Consider the following 21,732-nt stretch of genomic DNA (forward strand, 5'->3'; position numbering starts at 1 on the left):
CAGGGGCTTATCTTCTCTTCGCCGTGAATTACACTAATGTCCACACTGAATCAAACCTCATCCCGTGATGCTGAGCGTGCACACTGGGGCGGTATTTTTGCCATGACCCTGTGCGTTTTTGTCCTCATTGCCTCGGAATTTATGCCCGTCAGTCTGCTCACGCCCCTCGCCAGAGATTTAGGGGTGACAGAGGGGACGGCTGGCCAGGGGATCGCCCTCTCTGGTGCGCTGGCTGTCCTGACCAGCCTTTTTCTTTCCCGGCTTGCCGGGAATATGAATCGCAAACATCTTCTTTCAGGCATGACCGTCCTGATGGCGCTGTCAGGGATCATTATCGCCTTCGCCCCAAACGCTTTGATGTATATGGCAGGCCGGGCGCTGATCGGCATCGCCATCGGCGGTTTCTGGTCGATGTCTGCTGCCACCGCCATTCGGCTGGTGCCTCAGCATCAGGTCTCTCGTGCGCTGGCGATTTTTAACGGCGGCAACGCGCTGGCGACGGTGGTCGCCGCCCCGCTGGGCAGTTATCTCGGCTCGACCATTGGCTGGCGTGGCGCGTTTCTTTGCCTGGTTCCCGTGGCGATTGTGGCGTTCATCTGGCAATATTTTAGCCTGCCCAACATGGGCGGGAACCAGCGGCCGTCGCCACGTAAAAGCGTATTTCGCCTGCTCCACCAGCCTGCGGTTTCGGTGGGTCTGATGGCGTGCGGCCTGTTCTTCATGGGACAGTTTGCGTTATTTACCTATGTGCGCCCCGTCCTCGAAACCGTCACCCACGTCAGTCCTTCCGGCTTATCGCTGATCCTGCTCACTATCGGTATCGCAGGTTTCATCGGCACGCTGATCGTCGCGCTGGTCCTGAATGCCGCGTTTTACCTCACCTTAATGGCCATACCGCTGCTTATGGCGCTGATTGCAGGGGTATTAATGCTCACCGGGGACAGCCTGTGGATCGTGGCCCTGCTGTTAGGTTTCTGGGGAATGCTGGCAACTGCGGCCCCCACGGGCTGGTGGACGTGGATAGCCCGTACGTTACCGGAAGATGCCGAGGCTGGCGGCGGGCTAATGGTCGCGGTGATCCAACTCTCCATTGCGCTTGGCTCAACGGCGGGTGGCGTGGTGTTTGATACCTTTGGCTGGCAGAGCACCTTCGCTTTAAGCAGCATATTACTCCTGAGTGCAGGGGTGCTGACTTTTACGACGTCGCGCCATCGGAAATAAGGCATTATATTAACAGGGTTGTTTTATTTAATTACAAAACCTCGCTCACCTCCCGTTGAAATAATAATTAAGCAATATCCTGGTCAGCCAGCGACATCGCTTTGTTAGCTTGAGCGTTCAGGCAAAGCTCAAACCGGAGGTATTCTTTGCTGATTAAATTAAAGAAAGAACGAACGCATCAGGAGGATCGTCGTCTTGCCCTCTGGCTGGCGACCTCCGCGGGACTGCTGAATGCCATTGCGCTGGGCGCGTTCGGTTTTTTTCCCTCGCATATGACGGGCAATACCTCGCAGCTATCCAGCGAAGTTTCCTCCACCGATCTCAGCGATATTCTTTTCTTTGGCGCCATTATTCTTTCGTTTGTCTCAGGCGCCATCGCTGCGCGGATTATTGTTATCTGGGGGATTATCCATAACGTCAGGCTGGTATTCAGCCAGGTTCTGTTTGTTGAAGGGCTATTACTGGCCGGGGTATCCCTGTACGAAATGTATTTTCACTCCTTCGCCACGAATCAGGAGATTATTATTTTCCTGTGCGGGTTGATGGGAATTCATAATTCCACCTCCACTCAACTATCCGGCGGTCGGGTGAGATCCACGCACATCACCGGCACGCTGACCGATGCGGGCATTTCGCTAGCCTCCGTTATGGTCGCCATGCTGCGCCGGGATTACTCCAAAGATACGGCCGCGCAAAAGAGTCAGCTCAAGACCCATTTAACTACCCTTTTCTCCTTTATCAGCGGCGGGATCGTGGGGCTGATCCTGTTCAGAGAGTTTGGATTCCACGCGATGCTGGCGCTGGGCCTGTTGCTGGTAATCGTCGCCGCCTTCTCTATCGTCCGCATTTCGTGGCGCGTACGCAAGGTGCGCGCCGCGCTCAGTCGACAGGTATAATCAGCACGCCTTATGTGACGTTGTCACGTAAGGCGTGCTTCTTTAAGACTATTCTGCCTGCCCACTGACAGCCCTTATGCCATAAGGCTTCACTCAGGTTGTCACTAATTTCATAGGGTTACTGATTTACCCCCTTCGCTGGAACCCTTCCGTTTCGCTTGCTATAGGTGAAGTACCCCTGCCGAAACATGGCATAACAACAGGCAACCGGTGGTTGCTATAACGCATGCGCACAGGGAGACACACCGCAATGCACCCATTACTTAAACGTTCGCTGCTTTTTGTCGGCGCGATTATCGTGGTTCTCGCTCTCCTCACCTGGGGAATTGGACTGGAGACGATTAAGGCGCGTCAGGTTGACCTGATTTACCTCGGGCAACAGCACCTGATTCTGGTCTTTTCATCCATGTTCTTTGCCCTGCTGGTGGGCATTCCAAGCGGTATTCTGCTGAGCCGTCCGGCCGCGCGTGGTATCGCCGAATATGTGATGCAAATCTTTAACGTGGGCAACACCCTGCCGCCGCTGGCCGTTCTGGCACTGGCGATGGTGGTGATTGGCATCGGTGATAAACCGGCCATTATCGCCCTCTTTCTGGCCTCTCTGCTGCCGATTGTGCGTAACACCTATGCCGGGCTGTGCTCTGTTCCCGCGTCGTTGCTGGAAGCGGCAAACGGTATCGGCATGACCAAATGGCAGCGCCTGCGTCAGGTTGAGATCCCTAACGCGTGGCCGGTGATGCTTTCTGGTATTCGCATTGCCACTGCGATTAACGTCGGTACCGCACCGCTGGCATTCCTGATTGGCGCCAGCAGCTACGGCGAGCTGATTTTCCCTGGGATCTATCTGAATGATTTCCCGACGCTGATCCTGGGCGCGGCGGCCACCGCTCTGTTCGCCCTGATTCTGGATACGCTGCTGGCGGCACTGGGCCGATTACTGAGCCCGCATCTCGCGCGATAATTATAACAAGGAGCTTCTATGAGACTGTTTTCCGGCCTGACGGCGCTATGCGCCGCCGCGCTCTTCACCAGCCAGGCGCTCGCCGCACCGCTGATCCTGGCAACCAAGAGCTTTACCGAGCAGCACATTCTCTCGGCCATGACCGTGCAGTATCTGCAAAAGAAAGGGTTTCAGGTACAGCCTCAGACCAATATTGCAACGGTGATTTCCCGTAACGCGATGATCAACAAGCAGATTGATATGACCTGGGAGTATACCGGCACCTCGCTGATCATCTTCAACCACATCAACAAACGCATGTCGCCGCAGGAATCGTACGAGACGGTGAAACGCCTCGATGCGAAGCACGGTCTGGTGTGGCTTAAACCTGCCGATATGAACAATACCTATGCCTTTGCCATGCAGCGCAAGCGCGCCGAGGCTGAACATATCAATACCATGTCTGAGATGGTGGCAAAGATTGAGCAGATCCGTAAAACCGATCCGGATAACAACTGGTTGCTGGGCCTTGACCTGGAATTTGCCGGGCGCAGCGACGGGATGAAACCGTTGCAGGCAGCCTACAACATGGAGCTGGACCGCCCGCAGATCCGCCAGATGGATCCGGGCCTGGTCTATAACGCGGTGCGCGACGGGTTTGTCGATGCGGGGCTGATCTACACCACCGACGGGCGCGTAAAGGGCTTCGATCTTAAAGTGCTGGAAGATGATAAAGGCTTCTTCCCGAGTTATGCCGTGACGCCAGTTGTTCGGAAAGACACGCTGGAGGCTAATCCGGGGCTGGAGGAGGCGCTGAACACCCTTTCAGCCCAGCTCAATAACGACGTTATCACCGAACTGAATAAGAAGGTGGATATCGACCATCAGTCACCGCAGCAGGTCGCCCGTGATTTCCTGCGTAGCAAACAGTTGCTGTAGGAGGCGCTATGGAGACGATTCACTATATTCTCGACAACTGGGACTATCTCTTAACCCTGACGCTGCAACACCTGTGGCTGGTGGCGCTCGCCGTGGGCCTGGCGATTATTATTGGCGTGCCGCTGGGCATTTTAATTGTCCGCCATAAATGGCTGGCAACGCCGGTGCTGGGGATTGCCACCATTGTGCTCACCATCCCGTCAATTGCGCTTTTCGGCCTGATGATCCCGCTCTTTTCGCTGATCGGTCAGGGCATTGGCGCCCTGCCCGCGATTACGGCGGTGTTCCTCTATTCGCTGCTGCCGATTGTGCGTAACACCCACACGGCGCTCGACAGCCTGCCGCCGGGCCTGCGTGAAGCGGGACGCGGCATCGGCATGACCTTCTGGCAGCGTCTGCGCTGGGTGGAAATCCCGATGGCGTTGCCGGTGATTTTTGGCGGCATCCGCACCGCCGTGGTGATGAACATCGGCGTCATGGCGATTGCCGCCGTGATCGGCGCGGGCGGGCTGGGCCTGCTGCTGCTTAACGGTATTGGCGGGAGTGATATTCGTATGTTGATTGCGGGCGCGCTGATGATTTGTCTTTTAGCGATTGTGCTCGACTGGTTGCTGCACCGTTTGCAGGTGGTACTGACTCCGAAGGGGATTCGATAATGATAAAACTGGAAAACCTCACCAAACAATTTTCACAGAAACACGGCCAGACGTTTAAGGCCGTCGACAACGTCAACCTGAACGTGCCTGAAGGGGAAATGTGCGTGCTGCTCGGCCCGTCCGGCTGCGGGAAAACCACTACCCTGAAGATGATCAACCGTCTCATTACGCCAAGCAGCGGGACGATCCTGATTAACGGCGAAGACACCAGCGGAATGGACACCGTGACCCTGCGTCGCAACATTGGCTACGTGATCCAGCAAATTGGCCTGTTCCCCAACATGACCATCGAAGAGAACATTACCGTCGTGCCGCGCATGCTGGGCTGGGATAAAGCGCGCTGTAAATCCCGTGCCGAAGAGCTGATGGATATGGTGGCAATGGATCCGCATAAATTCCTTCACCGCTATCCGCGCGAAATGTCCGGCGGTCAGCAGCAGCGTATCGGCGTCATCCGCGCGCTGGCAGCGGATCCTCCGGTCCTGCTGATGGATGAACCGTTCGGCGCGGTCGACCCGATTAACCGTGAGGTGATCCAGAACCAGTTCCTGGAGATGCAGCGCAAGCTGAAAAAGACCGTGATGCTGGTGAGCCACGATATTGACGAAGCGCTGAAGCTGGGCGACCGTATTGCCGTCTTCCGTCAGGGACGTATCGTGCAGTGCGCCAGCCCGGACGAGCTGCTGGCGAAACCCGCGAATGAGTTTGTTGGCTCGTTTGTTGGTCAGGACCGGACGTTGAAACGCCTGCTGCTGGTATCGGCGGGCGACGTCACCGACCAGCAGCCGACGATTACGGTACGCGAATCGACGCCGTTGCCGGAGGCCTTCGCCACCATGGATGACAACGATATTCGCGCCATTACCGTGGTTGATGAGCACGGCAAACCGCTCGGCTTTGTGAAGCGCCGCGAAGCGCGTAATGCCAGCGGCAGCTGCGGGGATATTCTGCATCCGTTCCGCATGACCGGTAAGGCCGAGGATAACCTGCGCGTGGTGCTTTCTCGCCTGTATGAGAGCAACACCAGCTGGATGCCGATTGTGGACGAGGACGGACGCTATAACGGCGAAATATCCCAGGATTATATTGCGGAGTATTTGAGCTCAGGGCGTACGCGCCGGGCGTTGAATATTCATAGCGAGAGTTAAGCATTCAGGCCGGGTACTGCCCGGCCTTTTTCCGCACGCATACCTTTTGCTAACCTCCCGATTTACCGCCACAATATTGTATCGTCCCCGTTAAATCACGACTTCATGCAACGTCTTCACGCTTACCCCGACATCCGAGCGATGTTTCGTCGTCTCCTGATTGCTACCGTCACCGGCGTGCTGGCGGCGCTGGCCGTTGCGGTGTTCCGCCACAGCATGTATCTGCTGGAGTGGCTATTTCTCAGCAACGAAAGCGGAAGTCTGGTGAACGCCGCAGCCGCGTTATCGCCCTGGCGGCGGGCGCTGACGCCTGCGCTGGGTGGTCTGGCCGCGGGAATGCTACTGTGGGGATGGCAGCGCATGACGGCACAACGTCCCCACGCCCCCACCGATTATATGGAAGCGCTTGAGACGGGTGACGGCCAGTTTGATTACGGCGCCAGCCTGGTGAAATCCCTCGCGTCGTTGCTGGTGGTCGCCAGCGGCAGCGCCATCGGCCGTGAAGGCGCCATGATCCTGCTTGCCGCCCTCGCCGCCTCCTTTTTTGCACAACGTTGTACGCCGAAATCCGAATGGAAACTGTGGATCGCCTGCGGTGCCGCCGCCGGGATGGCCAGCGCCTATCATGCGCCGCTGGCGGGCAGCCTGTTTATCGCAGAGATCCTGTTTGGCACGCTGATGCTGGCCTCCCTCGGCCCGGTGGTGATTGCTGCTGTAGTGGCCCTGCTGACCACGCGCCTGTTAAGTCCCGGCGCGAATACGCTATATGATGTCCATCTCAGCGAGATGCTTACGGCGGTGGATTATTTCCTGATCGTTGGCGTGGGTCTGCTGGCTGGCGTTTGCGGCCCGCTGCTGATGTGGCTGATGGCGGCCAGCCACAGGCTGTTTCTGCGTCTCAAACTTTCACCGCCGTGGCAGCTGGCGCTGGGTGGTCTGATCGTCGGGCTGCTGTCGCTGCTGACGCCGAAGGTATGGGGGAATGGCTATAGCGTGGTTCAGGCGTTTTTGCAGTCGCCGCCGCTGCTGTCGGTGATTGCTGGCGTCTTTATTTGCAAACTGCTGGCGGTGCTGGCAAGCAGCGGGTCCGGCGCGCCGGGAGGCGTGTTCACGCCAACCTTGTTTGTCCGTATGGCAACGGGAATGCTGTTTGCGCAGATCTTTGCGCTGTGGTTTCCTGGCTCTGAGACGGCGATCCTGCTCGGGCTGGCGGGTATGGCGACGCTGCTCGCCGCCACAACGCATGCGCCAATCATGTCGGCCTTGATGGTATGTGAGATGACCGGGCAGTATTTTTTACTTCCCGGTTTGCTGGTTGCCTGTGTTGTGGCGTCGGTATTGTCGAGAACGCTACGCCACGACTCGATCTACGGCCAGCATACCGCCGAAAGCCGAGAGATCGATGTAGTGCGCTAATTCGCGCTGCTCGGCGCGGGGCAGATAAGGCAGTTCGCCCACCAGCGGGCCAGGCAGCTTTTTGCTCAGCACATCGATGATTTCAGCGTAGTGCGCAAGGCCCGGGTTAATACGGTTCGCCACCCAACCAATCAGCGGCAGGCCGTCATTAGCGATAGCCTGCGCCGTCAGCAAGGCATGGTTGATGCACCCTTCCTGAATGCCCACGACCATAATCACCGGCAACTGCTCCTGCACCACCCATTCGGAAAGGGGACGTAAATCGTTCATCAGGCTGCGCCAGCCGCCGGTCCCTTCAACGACAACGTGGTCAACCTTTTCACTCAGATTTGCCAGGCCATCAGAAAGCAGGCTGTAGTTGATAAGCCCACTGTGAGCGACGCTGCTTTCCTCTTCGCTTAAGGCGATAGGATTAACGGCATCATAAGGCAGTTCCAGAGACGAGACGCTTTGCAGAACCAGGGCATCCTTATTGCGCAGCCCTTCTGGCGTCTCTTTACTGCCTTTTGCAACCGGCTTGTATCCTGCAACGCGTTTACCGCTTGCCGCCAGGGCCTGAAGTAACGCGCGGGATACGACTGTCTTCCCGACAGACGTATCCGTACCAGTAATAAAGAAACGCTTAAGCATGACTCATTCCACCTCTTGGGTATGCTTCAAAATATAAACCAGGTAAATAATTCAGTGGGGAAAGTCTACGGGATGCGTGCGCTACCGGGCTTGAGATAGCGCAATTTTTCGTACATCTCTGGAAAAGAGTTAGCCCTGTAGCAAACGAATCAGTAACGAGCCGTTGTACATCGCATCTTTTACCAGCGCGGCGCCGGCCATCGTACCCTGGTTGGAAAATTGCGTACTTTCGACCACGATGTTTTTACTGTACGCGGGAAGCGCCTGCTGATTGATGCAGGCGGAAATCGCCGGAAAGAGGATATCCGCCGCCTGGCTGAGCGGGGAGCCGATCAGTATTTTTTGCGGGTTAAACAGGTTCACCATAATGGCCAGAATGCGCCCGACATTATTGCCCACGCCGGTAATAATGTCCTTCGCCAGCAGATCGCCCTGCCTTGCCGCAGCGCACAGTGCCTCGACGCTTAACGGTTGACCGTGCAGCGTGGAGCTCATCGACTGGCTGAGCCGCACCTGCGCCAGCTCCAGCACGCTTTCGACGCTGGCAATCGTCTCCAGACAGCCATGGTTACCGCAGTAGCAGCGTTTTCCGTACGGATCGACCTGCGTATGGCCGATCTCCACCAGGCTACTGCTGCCAGCATGCAACAGACGCCCGTCGGTGATCACACCTGCGCCAACGTTATGATCAATCACCACCTGAATTACGTCGCGCGCGCCCCGGGAGGCACCAAACAATGCCTCCGCCATCGTCCAGGCGCTGATATCATGCTGAATGTAGACCGGCACACCGGTGTGGTTTTCCAGCACGTCGCCCAGCGGCATCTCTTTGACGTTTTCATAAAACGGCATGCGGTGAACAATGCCATTTTCGGTATCAATAATTCCCGGCAGGGTGATCGCAATCGCCGTTAAACGTTCAAGACGCTGCTGGTGACGAATAAAGAACTGGTCGATGTGGGTCAGAATGGCATCGAGAAGTGGTTGCTCTGCATTAAGCGGGAGTTCCAGCCGGTCCTCCACCACCAGCTTGCTGCTGAGGTCGCGCAGCGCGAGGAAGATTTCCCCGCGGCTAATCCGCAGCGACAGGTAGTGCCAGGCTTCCGTTTCCACCACCAGCCCTACCGCCGGACGGCCACGGCTGCCCGGCTCCTGAATTTCTGTTTCCTGAACCAGATGGGCTTCCAGCATTTCGCGGACAATCTTGGTAATACTGGCGGGTGCCAGTTGTGCCAGGCGCGAAAGATCGATACGCGAAACCGGACCAAGCTGATCAATCAGGCGATAAACGGCACCCGCGTTGGTCTGCTTGATCTGATCGATATGCCCTGGCTGACTATCAGCAACCACCTCGTACTCCCTTATTTTCGAGCTTCGAAATAAACTGAGGGCTATGGTGAAGCACTTCAATGGCTGGCGTCAAATTTTTACTTAGCCATGTGATTTACTGCACATTTTCGCCCACTTTTCCCTATAAATAACGCCCGCGAGAAGCGGTAATTAATTGTTCTTTGAAACGCTGTGCCGCATGGCTCTGTTCATGATGTTTAGACCACACCAGCCACATCTCTGAGACTGCATCCTGCTCGGCTATCTTCACCCAGCGCATTTCCGCCAGTTGTACCCGTTTAAATGAGGCCGGGAGAATCGACACGCCAAGCCCTGCGGCAACGAGACCAATGATCGTCATGGCTTCCCCCACCTCCTGCGCGATAGTCGGGACAAGGCCATATCGCCGCATCAGACCAAGAATATCGTCATACAACCCGGTACCCACCTGTGGGTCAAAAAAGACAAACGGCTCTTTCACCAGTTCAGCCAGCGAGACGCTGTGCTGCGCGGCGAGCGGATGATCCCGGGGGATCATCGCCATCAGCGGTTCGCGGAGGATCACCTGCCACGCCAGGGTATCAGGCAACTGCGTGTTACGCATCAGCCCCAGGTCGAGCGATCCTTCGTTAAGCGGCGATATCTGCTCCCGGGTATTTATTTCGCGCGTCTGAATATGCACATCCGGAAAGTTACGGCGAAACGAGGATAGCGTTTGTGAAACAGCGCTGATAAAGGGGGCCGATGAGGTAAACCCGATGCGCAGCTCCCCCGTCTCCCCAAGATAAAGCCGTTCCGCTCTGGCGGCGGCGTCCTCCACCATACTCAAGATCTGCCGGCTATCGGCGAGAAACTGTTTTCCCGCCGCCGTCAGGCTCACGCTGCGGTTGGTTCGCGCCAGCAGACGCGCCCCGACCTGCTGCTCCAGGATCTGGATCTGCTGGCTTAGCGGTGGCTGAGAGATATTCAGCCTTGCCGCCGCACGACCAAAATGCAGCTCTTCGGCGACGGCGACAAAATAGCGCAGATGGCGCAGCTCGATATTCATATTTTTAAAGTATCATTTGAGATTATTAATATATTAGACAGAATATTTACATTTTCCTACCCTAATCTTGTGGTCATACCCGTCACCAGAAACCACGGGGATGTTTATGCAAGGATTATGTGTGAGCCGTACAACGACCGTTGATATCGCGCCGGCCAGCGACATTGATGATTTACCCGCAGCACCGCAGCCGGTTCAGTTTATTAAACGTGGTACCCCCCAGTTTATGCGCGTCACGCTGGCGCTCTTCTCAGCGGGTCTCGCCACTTTTGCCCTGCTCTACTGCGTTCAGCCGATCCTGCCGGTCCTGTCGCATGAATTTGGCGTGTCGCCAGCCAGCAGCAGTATTTCGCTCTCCATTTCAACCGGGATGCTGGCGATCGGTCTGCTGTTCACCGGGCCACTTTCGGATGCCATCGGACGTAAGCAGGTCATGGTAACGGCGTTAATGCTGGCCTCCGTGTGTACCTTGCTGTCCACCATGATGACCAGCTGGCACGGCATTCTGGTCATGCGCGCGCTGATTGGGTTATCCCTCAGCGGCGTGGCGGCGGTCGGGATGACCTATCTCAGCGAGGAGATCCACCCGAGCTTCGTGGCCTTCTCCATGGGGCTATACATTAGCGGGAACTCTATCGGCGGGATGAGCGGACGCCTGCTCAGCGGTGTGTTTACTGATTTCTTTAACTGGCGCATTGCGCTGGCCGTTATCGGCTGCTTCGCCCTCGCTTCGGCGCTGATGTTCTGGAAAATCCTGCCGGAATCGCGCCATTTCCGCCCGACCTCCCTGCGTCCGAAAACGTTATTTATCAACTTTCGTCTGCACTGGCGCGATCAAGGGCTGCCCCGTTTGTTCCTGACCGGTTTCCTGCTGATGGGCTCGTTCGTGACGCTGTTTAATTACATCGGCTATCGTCTGATGCTTTCACCGTGGCATCTTAGTCAGGCATTGGTGGGTTTGCTCTCTGTGGCATATCTCACCGGGACATGGAGTTCGCCAAAAGCGGGCGCCATGACCGCGCGCTTCGGTCGTGGTCCGGTGATGCTGGTTTCCACCGCCGTGATGCTGGTCGGACTGCTGATGACGCTTTTCTCTTCCCTGTGGCTGATTTTTGCCGGAATGCTGCTCTTCTCTGCGGGATTCTTTGCCGCGCATTCCGTTGCCAGCAGCTGGATTGGCCCACGCGCGCGCCGCGCCAAAGGTCAGGCTTCGTCACTGTATCTGTTCAGTTACTATCTCGGTTCCAGCATAGCCGGTACGCTCGGCGGGGTGTTCTGGCATAACTACGGCTGGAACGGCGTGGGCGGATTTATCGCGCTGATGTTGTGCGCGGCACTGCTGGTGGGCGCGAGCCTGCATAAACGACTGCATTAAATTTAATTGAACTGACGATATTGCATATTACGAAAGGCCAAATTTGATGGCCTTTCGTTTTAAATGACTTAAATCAACGAGTATTGTAAGCGGCAATACCTGCGCCAACAATAGCCAATACACCCACCACTGCTTTAGCCTCTTTTACATGCTGGTTATGCATTATTGCTGCTTTATTAGCATTAACCGCGTTAGGGTCCAATGTAATAACATTGCTAAAATGATTCATGCAAGCTTCATCAACAGTTCCATTGAAGGTGCCCGAAAGTACTTTATCAGTTTTATTATCTATTGATAATGACAATGCACAAATATGAGTTGCCGTAGCACTGCCATAATTTCCAGTGGTGTCAGATGTTCCAACCGCCCCACCAGAAAAACCGTTACCATATCCCTGATAACTGGAACCACTCACCGCCACAGCATTAGTATCAGTACTAAAAGAACCGACAGACGTTGTCCCCTGATTACTGTCCCACTGATACATCGTCTGACTGCCATTGATGGGCATTGTACGTGTTGGTATCCCTAAATCAGTCATTGCTTCTGCCTTACTATGCCCAATAAGGGTAATTGTGGCATTTCTATACTGAGAAGGAACGGGTTGCATCGCGCAGCCACTTAGCAAAGGCGCTGCAATCGCGCAGAAAATAAATTTATTCATTATAAGAGTTGCCTATTAATTGACTTTGACGCATTGAATATCGCGCCAGATAAGAATATTCCTATACACTCTTCTATATTTGACTATGAGAGCTATTTTCAACATCCAAATAATTCACCCAATCAATATAAACAACATTATTTATTTGCGCAGATTATTCGATAACATAGAATATCAACGTCATTTGAATAAGTAACATATGTTTTAATCAGATATGAACCTCTGTATGCTCGTTATGACATTCAAACACAACGAGAGCACAGAATGAAAAATAACCATTTTTATCAATCTCTTACCAAAACCTTCCAGCGCCTCTCCCGCTTCTCGCACCTCTCCTCCATCGCCAGCTGGGACATGTTCACCATGATGCCGCCAGGTGGCAGTGCCGCGCGCGGTGAAGCGCTGGCGGAGATGAGCGTCCTGCAACATCAGATCCTGACCGATAAAAAAGTGGGTGAATGGCTGGCGGCGGCGGCAGACGAAGATCTGAATGACGTTGAGCAGGCCAACCTGCGTGAAATGACACGCCACTACCAGCAGGCCACTTTACTGCCGGAATCGCTGGTGGAGGCCAAATCGCTGGCGGGCAGCAGGTGTGAACACGCGTGGCGCACTCAGCGTCCGGCCAACGACTGGCAGGGCTTTTCAGCCAACCTGAAAGAGGTGGTGAAACTCAGTCGTGAAGAGGCCCGCCTGCGCGCTGAGGCTAAAGGCTGCACGCCTTACGACGCGCTGCTGGATATCTTTGAACCCGACATGACCAGCGCTCGCCTGGATGTGCTGTTCGGCGATCTGAAGTCCTGGCTGCCGGAGCTGCTGGCAAAGGTTGTGGAAAAACAGGCTCAACGATCGTTCGTTCCGCCACAGGGTCCCTTCCCGACCGCCACGCAGCGCGAGCTGGGCCTGGAAGCGATGAAAATGCTTGGCTTCGATTTTAACGGCGGTCGTCTGGACGTTAGCGCCCACCCGTTCTGCGGCGGCGTGCCGGAAGATGTGCGTATCACCACGCGTTACGATGAAGATGAACTGCTCAGCGCGCTTTTCGGCGTGATCCACGAAACCGGACATGCCCGCTACGAGCAAAACCTTCCGCGAGCGTGGGCCGGCCAGCCCGTTGCGCTGGCGCGCTCTACGGCGATCCATGAATCCCAGAGCTTGTTCTTTGAAATGCAGCTGGGCCGCAGCGACGCTTTCCTGAAGCATCTGCTTCCGGCGGTTCATGCCCGTTTCGGTAGCCAGGCGGCATTCAGCGAAGAGAATTTTATTGCCTGGAACCAGCGCGTGAAGCCGGGCTACATCCGCGTTGATGCGGATGAAGTGAGCTATCCGGCGCATGTGGTGCTGCGCTATGAGATCGAGCGCGCGCTAATCAATGGCGAAATTGAAGTCGATGATATTCCCGCGTTATGGGATGAGAAAATGCAGGCGTGGCTTGGGTTATCCACCAAAGATAACTACCGCAACGGCTGTATGCAGGATATCCACTGGACCGACGGCGGTTTTGGCTACTTCCCGTCTTACACGCTGGGGGCAATGTATGCGGCACAGCTGTTCCATGCCGCCAAAACTGCGCTGCCCGGGTTGCAGGCATCCATTGCCGGGGGCGATTTCTCGGCGCTGTTTGACTGGCTGCGTCAGAATATCTGGCAGCACGGCAGCCGTTTCAGCACGTCGCAGCTCATCACCCAGGCTACAGGTGAAGATCTGAATATCCGCTACTTCCGCGAACACCTGACGTCCCGCTATCTGTAACCGAACGCGCCGGGGGGCCCACCCCGGCGTTGTACATATGGTTACACGCCGATACCAATCACTCACGGAAACCCCGAATTTACAGGGATATAGTTATTTCAACGGCCCCGCAGTGGGGTTAAATGAGAAACCAAATTCGAGGGTATGAAAATGAAAAAAGTATTAGCTCTGGTTGTTGCCGCTGCTATGGGTCTGTCTTCCGCTGCATTCGCGGCTGAAACTACCGCCACCGCAGCGCCTGCGGCATCCACCGCTGCTCCGGCCAAAACGGTTCACCATAAAAAACATCACAAAGCGGCTAAACCAGCGGCAGAACAGAAAGCGCAGGCCGCGAAAAAGCACCACAAAAAAGCGGCAAAACCTGCGGTAGAGCAGAAAGCCCAGGCGGCTAAAAAGCATCACAAAAAAGCGGCAAAACACGAAGCGGCTAAACCTGCTGCACAGCCAGCAGCGTAAGAGTACAAGCTTAACCGTGCCCTTCGGGGCACGTTGGTAAACCGGCGCTGAACGGGTTTGCGGTCAGCGCCGTTTTTTTATCCGGAGGGCGTATGCTGCGGCGCTATCGGTTTGAGTTCATTCTTATCCTGCTAATTTTATGCGCGCTCATCGCCAGCCACTTTTATCTTTCCTGAATGTAGCACGCTGATTTTACTCCCACTTTCTCGCCGTCGCGTCTATAGTATTTTCATAGGGTTCACTTTTAATAATCATAATTACCCCCACCAGAGTGTGATATGCGTAAATCTGTTGTGTTGTTACTGGGAACGTTTAGCCTTTTTGCTGGCTTTTCACATGCGGATGATGGCGACGATGACGCCATTAGCGCCAAAGAGGTAAAGACGCTGTTCTTTGGTCATGACGATCGTACGCGTGTCACCGATCCTACCGAATCGCCCTGGGATGCCATCGGGCAACTGGAAACCGCCAGCGGCAATTTATGTACCGCAACCCTCATTACGCCACGCCTTGCGCTGACGGCGGGTCATTGCCTGTTAATGCCGCCTGAAGGCAAACCGGATAAAGCGATCGCCCTGCGCTTTGTGTCGCAAAAAGGAATATGGCGCTACGAAATTCACGGTATTGAGGGGCGAGTGGATCCGTCGCTTGGCAAACGCCTGAAACCGGATGGCGATGGCTGGATTGTGCCGCCCGGGGCGGCCTCCTGGGATTTCGGGCTGATCGTTTTACGTTATCCGCCGTCCGGGATCACCCCGCTGCCGCTCTTTGATGGCGATAAGGCCGCTCTCACCGCAGCCCTGAAAGCCGCCGATCGAAAAGTGACGCAATCAGGTTATCCTGTTGATCACCTCGATTCGCTGTACACCCATACGGACTGCGTGGTGACGGGTTGGGCGCAAAACAGCGTACTGTCGCATCAGTGCGATACGCTACCGGGTGATAGCGGATCGCCCCTGATGTTAAAAACCAATAACGGCTGGCAGCTGATTGGCGTTCAGAGTTCTGCGCCAGCGGCGAAAGACCGCTGGCGCGCCGATAACCGGGCGTTGTCGGTGACCGGTTTTCGCGACCGGCTGGAAGCCCTGGCGCAGCAGTAGGTCACTCAGGCCAGTTTAATCATGATCATGCCGGCGAGCAGTAATACCAGCCCTATCCAGCCTCTATTGTTTAAACGCTGCCCGAACATAATCCAGCCTGCCGCCAGGGTGGCGGCAATACCGAAGCCCCCCCACAGCGCATAAGCTACGGACAGATCGATGCCTTTCACCGCCTGCGACAGGGCGCTAAACGCCCCCAGAACCGCGGCAATCGATAACAGGCCGTAGGCTTTGCGACGAAAACCGTCGGAGAACTTCAGAAAGACGTTGGCAATAATTTCCAGAACGATGGCGAAAGCCAGCCAGGCCGCGTGGATCCATTCAAACTGCTGCATGGGTCTGCTCCTTCTGCTGTTTTGCCGGTTTGCGTGTACCCGATTTAATCAGCACGATACCTGCGACCAGGGTCGTCAGCCCGGCAATTTTCATTGTCGTCAGGGTTTCATCAAATAACATGACGCTAAACAGCGTAATCAATAAAATACCAATACCTTCCCACAATGCGTATGCCACGCCCAGCGCGATTTTTTTAACCGCAAAAGAGAGAAAAATATAGGAAAGCGTAATCATGACCAGCATCAAAATAAAACCGGTGCTGCCATCACTCACGCTTGCCCATTTCATCGACAAGGTGCCGGTAATTTCAGCGACGATCGCCAGAGCTAATAAAATCCAGTAAAACATGTTTTTTCTCCTGCTTGAGAATATAATCCATCGAGGCTCGCTGCGGACAGCAAACCAAAAAATTGAGAATTAAATCAGTTAGCTAAGCGCATAGCGCCAGCTCAGGCAGAAGACGTGACTATAGCGCGGAACGCCAGTGTTGCTCACCAGAAAGCAGGCAGAGGGAGGTTGAAAACAGAGCAGAGTTGTTTGAAAAATACGTCCTGAACAAATTGTCCATAAAATTACAATTATCCGCGGTGTTGCTTCTCGTCTTTGCGGATGAAAATTGTCCTCGGTAGTTGAACACGCCTGATTTGTATCATAAGCCAGGAATTTACTCAAAGCCTTTTCATTTCTTTACCCAGTCTGTTTGATTTTGGTTAGTTTTTTTAATCCGCTTTCCCCTCTATTATAAATAAAAAACTGTTCAGGAACGTCCATGGCCAAACCTATTATCACCCTCAACGGGCTTAAGATCGTCATCATGCTGGGCATGCTGGTGATCATTCTGACCGGCGTTCGTTTTGCGGCCGATATCATCGTGCCTTTTATCCTGGCGCTTTTTATCGCGGTGATCCTCAATCCGCTGGTGCAGCGAATGGTGCGGCTGCGCATCCCGCGTGTGCTGGCGATAAGCCTGCTTATCAGTATTATTATCGTTGCGATGGTGCTGTTAGTCGCCTATCTGGGAACCTCCCTGAACGAGCTGGCGCGGACGCTACCGACATACCGCTCTTCCCTGGCGACCCCGCTGCTGCAAATTGAACCCTGGCTGCAACGCGCGGGTATCGAAGTCTCGGTTGAGGAACTGCTTAAATACATCGATCCGAATGCCGCCATGACGATTGTCACCAGCCTGCTGGCACAACTCTCCAACGCCATGACCTCGATTTTCCTGCTGTTCCTGACGGTTGTGTTTATGCTGCTGGAAGTTCCACAGCTGCCTGCAAAGCTCCAGCACATCATGGTGCGTCCGGTAGAGGGAATGGGCGCCATTCAGCGCGCGCTCGACAGCGTTTCACGCTATCTGGTGCTGAAAACGGCTATCAGCCTGGTGACGGGATTAGTGGTCTGGGGGATGCTCGCCGCGCTGGATGTGCGTTTTGCCTTTGTCTGGGGACTGCTGGCCTTTGCGCTCAACTATATTCCTAACATCGGCTCCGTGCTGGCGGCGATCCCCCCTATCCTTCAGGTGCTGGTTTTCAGCGGTTTGTATGATGCCCTGATTCTGCTGGCAGGCTATCTGGTGATTAACCTTGTCTTCGGGAACATTCTCGAACCACGGATCATGGGACGCGGGCTGGGGCTTTCAACCCTTGTTGTATTCCTGTCCCTGATTTTCTGGGGCTGGCTGCTCGGGCCTGTCGGCATGCTGCTCTCCGTTCCGCTGACAATTATTGTCAAAATTGGCCTGGAGCAGACCGCCGGTGGACAAAGTATCGCTGTACTGCTGAGCGACATGAGCCATAAGGCCGATTAATTGTCCATCGACAGCATGGGCTTACCCGTTCTTCCCGCTTCGCGATAGTTGCCCACTGCCCGCTGCCATTCCGACAGCGGGTAGAGGGTGACATCGCTGCACTGGCTGGCGCGCAGTTTAGGCCAGATGCGCCGAAACTCCGCCTGCCACGCCTCAGCGCTCAGCGCGTCCAGATAGTTACGAATGTGAAACCACGCCACGCGCGGCAACGGCCGCTGCTGCCGGAAGGTCTGCCCGGAGAGTAGCCCGTAGCAGACAAAGGTGCCGGTTTCGGGCATCACGCTCAGGATCGTCTCCGCCAGACTGCCGCCCGTGGCGTCGTACACCACCTCCGCTTGCGCGGCGGCAGCGTTGACGGCGGCCGTATCATGTTGCGCAATCGGGACGATCCCCATTTCAGCCAGACGTTGAGCGTGCACGGGCGAACGATGGATCCCGTAAACCGCCTCCGCACCCGCCTGGCGTGCCCATTGCCCGAGCAGAACGGCGCAGTCAGAACCGGCAGCGGTGAGCAGCACCGTTTTCCCGACCGGAGGATAGCGGTCCAGCATCATCTGTGCGGCAAGCGGGTTGATATACGCCCGCGCGGCAAGTAGCGAGTCGACGTCGTCCGGGACGGGAACCGCATACGCCGCCGGGCAGTCGACATAGCGCTGCCAGGTTCCCTGCCCCCGTAACGGCAGGACCCGCTTGCCCAGCAGCGCCGGATAAGCGGCGGGCGTTTCGGTCACTATTCCCACCCCTTCATAACCGGCTATCGCAGGCAGCGGCGTGCGATGGCGATATGCTCCGGTGATGGGGATGAGATCGGAGGCGTTCACCGGGGAAAAAAGCATGCGCACACGTATCTCTCCCGGCTGTCGCGGCGACAATGGTGTGGTTTCCGCATGCAGTACCGATTCAGGCTCACCAAACCGGCGATACCAGAGAGCCAGATTAAGCATTGCGATCGCGCCATCCCATTTCCGGTGCGACATGTTTCAGGATGGACTCGATCACATGTGCGTTGTATTCCACACCCAGCTGATTCGGCACGGTAAGTAACAGCGTATCCGCTTCCGCGATCGCTTCATCCTTTTTCAACTGTTCAATCAGCTTGTCTGGCTCTGCGGCATAGCTGCGTCCGAAAATGGCCCGCGTTTTCTCATCCAGATAGCCCACGCTGTCGCTTTCATTGCGGCTTGAACCGAAATACATCCGGTCGCGATCGTCCATCAGGGCAAAAATACTGCGGCTGACCGAAACGCGTGGCTGACGGGTATGCCCTGCCTCAGCCCAGGCCTGTCGGTAGGCACGGATCTGTTTTGCCTGCTGAATATGGAACGGCTCGCCGGTTTCATCATCTTTCAGCGTTGAGCTTTGCAGGTTCATCCCCAGTTTTGCCGCCCATACTGCCGTTGCATTAGAGCCAGCCCCCCACCAGATACGATCGCGTAAGCCTTCTGAATGCGGCTCCAGACGCAACAATCCCGGCGGGTTTGGGAACATCGGCTGTGGGTTAGGCTTTGCAAACCCTTCACCGCGTAATACATCAAGCAGTACCTCAGTGTGGCGGCGCGCCATATCAGATTCGTTTTCCCCTTCCTGCGGCACGTAACCAAAATAACGCCAGCCATCAATCACCTGCTCCGGGGAACCCCGGCTGATACCAAGCTGTAATCGCCCGCCGGAGATGAGATCTGCCGCGCCAGCATCTTCCGCCATATACAGCGGATTTTCATACCGCATGTCGATCACGCCCGTCCCGATTTCGATGCGTTTGGTTTTCGCGCCTATTGCCGCCAGCAAGGGGAATGGCGAACTGAGCTGGCGGGCAAAGTGATGCACACGGAAATAAGCCCCGTCCGCGCCCAGCTCTTCGGCGGCGACCGCCAGATCGATGGACTGTAGCAGCGTGTCAGCCGCGGTTCGCGTGCCGGACTGGGGTGACGGCGTCCAGTGACCAAACGACAAAAATCCGATCTTTTTCATAGTGGAGTATCCTGATAAAGCATTGCGTTATCCCTACTCTACGCATTAACGAATGAGAATAAATGGTGATTATTTAACGGAATGCTTCAAATAAACTGACAGAGACCATCAAGTTTCAATTTATTCTACTCTGGTTATCTGTTTGATTTAGCGCTATTACTGTAAGCCATTTCCCGCCAGGCAGAACAGATAATGAAAAGACGCTATGTCATTGCAGATGTTTTTACGAATACGCCGTTTCTCGGCAACCCAGTCGCCGTTGTCCTTGATGCTGAAGGTATGAGCAGTGAACAGATGCAGCAGGTTACCGTTGAATTTGGCTACAGCGAAACGACGTTTGTGCTGCCGCCAGAAAATCTCTCGAGTACGGCACGCGTGCGGATATTCACCCCCTCGCGCGAAATACCTTTCGCCGGGCACCCTAACGTCGGAACTGCCTTTGTGCTGGCGCATCACGCCATAGAAAACGGGCAGACATTATCCGACACCTTGCACTTCGAAGAAATCGCGGGGATGGTGCCGGTGCGGCTGTTAAAACAGAACGGCACAGTGACGGGAGCTGAGCTGTTAGCTCCTGAGGCGCTTTCCTGCCATTCTGAAGTCAGCGCGGAACAGGTTGCAGCCTGCCTTTCCTTAAGCCCGGATGATATACGCAGGGACGTGCATAATCCTGTTGTTGCCTCGGTGGGCCTGCCCTTTTTGATCGTAGAGCTGGTCTCCCGCGATGCGCTTCGTCGATGCGTGCCCAACTTACAAGGTTTCCGCGCGATTCTGCCGCTTGACGGCGCAGTCTCTGTCTATACGTATACCTTAGACAGGGCTTCAGATGAGTCCTGCGATCTTCAGGCACGTATGTTTACTCCTCGAATGACGGAAGATCCGGCAACAGGCAGTGCAGCCGCAGCAGCCACGGCGTTGCTGGCCCTGCGTCGTGATCAAACCACACTTTCACTGAAGATTAGCCAGGGCGTTGATATGGGGCGTACAAGCGTGTTGTTTTCGGAATACGATGCATCGTCAGGAAGGGCTGTGGTTCGGGTCGGTGGTGAATGTGTCATTACGCTTGAGGGAACATTTACGCTTTGAGGCAGAGACGCGTTCCCCTTCCGTTCTCTTATGGGATATATTGGCACTAAGATTTTTTAACAGGTAACATCAGCAATGGCTCTGATCCCCAAAAACTACGCACGGCTGGAAAGCGGCTACCGTGAAAAAGCGCTAAAAATCTACCCCTGGGTTTGTGGACGCTGCTCGCGTGAGTTTGTTTATTCAAATCTTCGTGAACTCACGGTTCACCATATCGACCACGATCACACCAATAACCCGGAAGATGGCAGTAACTGGGAGCTGTTGTGCCTGTTTTGTCACGATCACGAACACTCAAAGTACACCGAAGCGGATCAGTATGGCACCACCGTTGTCGCGGGTGAGGATGCGCAAAAAGACGTGGGTGTCGCCACGTTTAACCCCTTTGCCGATCTCAAGGCGATGATGAACAAGAAGAAGTAATATCGACGGCTTCACTGCCCATACCTGTCGTATGGGCAGTCAGAAAGCCACATATGTTGTATTCCAGTCACAGGTTGAACAATGACACGGCTTTAATATCTGCCTCAGGGTTCACGCGTTTTACTGCCTCTAAAAACGCAGCGAAGTTTTGATTAAACACCGTCAGATTATTATAAAATTGCACCTGTTTTTCACGGGTTCCCTCAAGATAACTCACAGACCAGATCCGCCTGTTATTTATCACTATCGAGCCTGGTTTAATTTTTATGATAGTCGCCAGCTCAATTTTACGGGTGCTGCTCTTTATAACCTCGTATAAATACTGCTCATCATAAAAGTAGGTTTTACCTGACGAGCCGCCAAACCAGACAGGATGGGTTGAGATTTTTTTCATTCCCCGGCTATCGGCAACGATGCGCGTTGGATGCCGAATACGCCTGACGAAAAAGCGTATCAGCATAATCAGTGCCACAAAAGACAGCACCACAAAAAGAACGTTAATGCTCTCCCGCATATTTCGTTACCTGACATGCATA

General features: G+C 55.0%; 24 protein-coding genes. 15 read left to right on the forward strand and 9 right to left on the reverse strand.

What is annotated here, in order from left to right:
• Positions 1-36 precede the first annotated feature (36 nt).
• From SK58_RS13905 to clcB, 7 genes are all read left to right on the forward strand, one after another.
• Positions 37-1,221, forward strand: a complete 1,185-nt coding sequence (locus SK58_RS13905; protein ID WP_048220114.1) for an MFS transporter — start codon at positions 37-39, stop codon at positions 1,219-1,221.
• Between the two features lie 146 nt (positions 1,222-1,367).
• Positions 1,368-2,117, forward strand: coding sequence for a YoaK family protein (locus SK58_RS13910; RefSeq protein WP_048220116.1), 750 nt, complete (start codon positions 1,368-1,370; stop codon positions 2,115-2,117).
• 250 nt (positions 2,118-2,367) lie between these two features.
• Positions 2,368-3,078 carry an osmoprotectant ABC transporter permease OsmY gene (osmY, locus tag SK58_RS13915; protein ID WP_003857442.1) on the forward strand — a complete coding sequence of 237 codons (711 nt, stop codon included), beginning with the start codon at positions 2,368-2,370 and terminating at the stop codon, positions 3,076-3,078.
• Positions 3,079-3,096: 18 nt separating this feature from the next.
• Positions 3,097-3,996 (forward strand): osmoprotectant ABC transporter substrate-binding protein OsmX, encoded by a 900-nt coding sequence (osmX, locus tag SK58_RS13920; RefSeq protein WP_017694085.1) that lies wholly within the window; start codon positions 3,097-3,099, stop codon positions 3,994-3,996.
• 8 nt (positions 3,997-4,004) lie between these two features.
• Positions 4,005-4,652, forward strand: coding sequence for an osmoprotectant ABC transporter permease OsmW (gene osmW / locus SK58_RS13925; protein WP_006808875.1), 648 nt, complete (start codon positions 4,005-4,007; stop codon positions 4,650-4,652).
• Positions 4,652-5,800, forward strand: a complete 1,149-nt coding sequence (gene osmV / locus SK58_RS13930; protein WP_003857446.1) for an osmoprotectant ABC transporter ATP-binding protein OsmV — start codon at positions 4,652-4,654, stop codon at positions 5,798-5,800. Before osmW ends, osmV begins: the two co-directional genes overlap by 1 nt.
• Positions 5,801-5,905: 105 nt before the next feature.
• Complete coding sequence (gene clcB / locus SK58_RS13935) at positions 5,906-7,216, forward strand: voltage-gated ClC-type chloride channel ClcB (RefSeq protein ID WP_048220119.1); 1,311 nt, start codon at positions 5,906-5,908, stop codon at positions 7,214-7,216.
• Here the strand turns inward: clcB and bioD are convergent.
• The 3 genes from bioD to SK58_RS13950 all read right to left on the reverse strand — a co-directional run bounded on the left by bioD (position 7,151) and on the right by SK58_RS13950 (position 10,223).
• A complete protein-coding gene (gene bioD / locus SK58_RS13940; protein WP_015570628.1) occupies positions 7,151-7,846 on the reverse strand; it encodes a dethiobiotin synthase in 696 nt (231 codons plus the stop codon). The two genes, clcB and bioD, sit on opposite strands and share 66 nt — an antisense overlap.
• Before the next feature lie 129 nt (positions 7,847-7,975).
• A complete protein-coding gene (gene mlc, locus SK58_RS13945) occupies positions 7,976-9,196 on the reverse strand; it encodes a sugar metabolism global transcriptional regulator Mlc (RefSeq protein WP_003857451.1) in 1,221 nt (406 codons plus the stop codon).
• Positions 9,197-9,317: 121 nt separating this feature from the next.
• Positions 9,318-10,223 (reverse strand): LysR family transcriptional regulator, encoded by a 906-nt coding sequence (locus SK58_RS13950; RefSeq protein WP_048220120.1) that lies wholly within the window; start codon positions 10,221-10,223, stop codon positions 9,318-9,320.
• 121 nt (positions 10,224-10,344) lie between these two features.
• Here SK58_RS13950 and SK58_RS13955 point away from each other — a divergent pair, with 121 nt between their 5' ends.
• Positions 10,345-11,598, forward strand: coding sequence for an MFS transporter (locus SK58_RS13955; RefSeq protein WP_032670019.1), 1,254 nt, complete (start codon positions 10,345-10,347; stop codon positions 11,596-11,598).
• A gap of 73 nt (positions 11,599-11,671) precedes the next feature.
• Here the strand turns inward: SK58_RS13955 and SK58_RS22905 are convergent, their stop codons facing one another.
• Positions 11,672-12,262 (reverse strand): hypothetical protein, encoded by a 591-nt coding sequence (locus SK58_RS22905; RefSeq protein WP_128755764.1) that lies wholly within the window; start codon positions 12,260-12,262, stop codon positions 11,672-11,674.
• A 264-nt stretch (positions 12,263-12,526) separates the two neighbouring features.
• Between SK58_RS22905 and SK58_RS13960 the strand changes: the two genes are divergently transcribed.
• From SK58_RS13960 to SK58_RS13970, 4 genes are all read left to right on the forward strand, one after another.
• Positions 12,527-14,014, forward strand: a complete 1,488-nt coding sequence (locus SK58_RS13960; protein ID WP_033487066.1) for a carboxypeptidase M32 — start codon at positions 12,527-12,529, stop codon at positions 14,012-14,014.
• A 150-nt stretch (positions 14,015-14,164) separates the two neighbouring features.
• Positions 14,165-14,470, forward strand: coding sequence for an acid resistance repetitive basic protein Asr (gene asr, locus SK58_RS13965; RefSeq protein ID WP_003857459.1), 306 nt, complete (start codon positions 14,165-14,167; stop codon positions 14,468-14,470).
• Positions 14,471-14,562: 92 nt separating this feature from the next.
• Positions 14,563-14,646, forward strand: a complete 84-nt coding sequence (locus SK58_RS23265) for a small membrane protein YdgU (protein WP_057979992.1) — start codon at positions 14,563-14,565, stop codon at positions 14,644-14,646.
• 102 nt (positions 14,647-14,748) lie between these two features.
• Positions 14,749-15,570 (forward strand): trypsin-like serine peptidase, encoded by an 822-nt coding sequence (locus SK58_RS13970; RefSeq protein WP_048220122.1) that lies wholly within the window; start codon positions 14,749-14,751, stop codon positions 15,568-15,570.
• A gap of 5 nt (positions 15,571-15,575) precedes the next feature.
• Here SK58_RS13970 and mdtI read toward each other — a convergent pair whose 3' ends face one another.
• A complete protein-coding gene (gene mdtI, locus SK58_RS13975; protein WP_048220124.1) occupies positions 15,576-15,905 on the reverse strand; it encodes a multidrug/spermidine efflux SMR transporter subunit MdtI in 330 nt (109 codons plus the stop codon).
• A complete protein-coding gene (mdtJ, locus tag SK58_RS13980; protein ID WP_015570633.1) occupies positions 15,892-16,254 on the reverse strand; it encodes a multidrug/spermidine efflux SMR transporter subunit MdtJ in 363 nt (120 codons plus the stop codon). The genes mdtI and mdtJ overlap by 14 nt, the downstream gene beginning before the upstream one ends.
• A 421-nt stretch (positions 16,255-16,675) precedes the next feature.
• On the opposite strand from mdtJ, the gene SK58_RS13985 reads away from it, so the two are divergent.
• Positions 16,676-17,716, forward strand: coding sequence for an AI-2E family transporter (locus tag SK58_RS13985; RefSeq protein WP_003857467.1), 1,041 nt, complete (start codon positions 16,676-16,678; stop codon positions 17,714-17,716).
• Here the strand turns inward: SK58_RS13985 and SK58_RS13990 are convergent.
• Both SK58_RS13990 and SK58_RS13995 read right to left on the reverse strand, forming a co-directional pair.
• On the reverse strand, positions 17,713-18,660 hold the full coding sequence (locus tag SK58_RS13990) for a zinc-dependent alcohol dehydrogenase family protein (RefSeq protein WP_048220126.1): 948 nt from the start codon (positions 18,658-18,660) through the stop codon (positions 17,713-17,715). The genes SK58_RS13985 and SK58_RS13990 overlap by 4 nt on opposite strands.
• A complete protein-coding gene (locus tag SK58_RS13995) occupies positions 18,653-19,687 on the reverse strand; it encodes an LLM class flavin-dependent oxidoreductase (RefSeq protein ID WP_032609085.1) in 1,035 nt (344 codons plus the stop codon). The genes SK58_RS13990 and SK58_RS13995 overlap by 8 nt, the downstream gene beginning before the upstream one ends.
• Positions 19,688-19,879: 192 nt before the next feature.
• On the opposite strand from SK58_RS13995, the gene SK58_RS14000 reads away from it, so the two are divergent.
• Together SK58_RS14000 and yajD are read left to right on the forward strand one after the other, a co-directional pair.
• Positions 19,880-20,773, forward strand: coding sequence for a PhzF family phenazine biosynthesis protein (locus SK58_RS14000; protein WP_033487070.1), 894 nt, complete (start codon positions 19,880-19,882; stop codon positions 20,771-20,773).
• Between the two features lie 75 nt (positions 20,774-20,848).
• On the forward strand, positions 20,849-21,196 hold the full coding sequence (gene yajD, locus SK58_RS14005) for an HNH nuclease YajD (protein WP_006808895.1): 348 nt from the start codon (positions 20,849-20,851) through the stop codon (positions 21,194-21,196).
• Positions 21,197-21,263: 67 nt separating this feature from the next.
• Here the strand turns inward: yajD and SK58_RS14010 are convergent, their stop codons facing one another.
• A complete protein-coding gene (locus SK58_RS14010) occupies positions 21,264-21,710 on the reverse strand; it encodes a hypothetical protein (protein ID WP_023303649.1) in 447 nt (148 codons plus the stop codon).
• Positions 21,711-21,732: the final 22 nt, after the last annotated feature.

The sequence above is a fragment of the Enterobacter sp. BIDMC93 genome (genome assembly GCF_001037805.1).
GTDB classification, from domain to species: domain Bacteria; phylum Pseudomonadota; class Gammaproteobacteria; order Enterobacterales; family Enterobacteriaceae; genus Enterobacter; species Enterobacter hormaechei_C.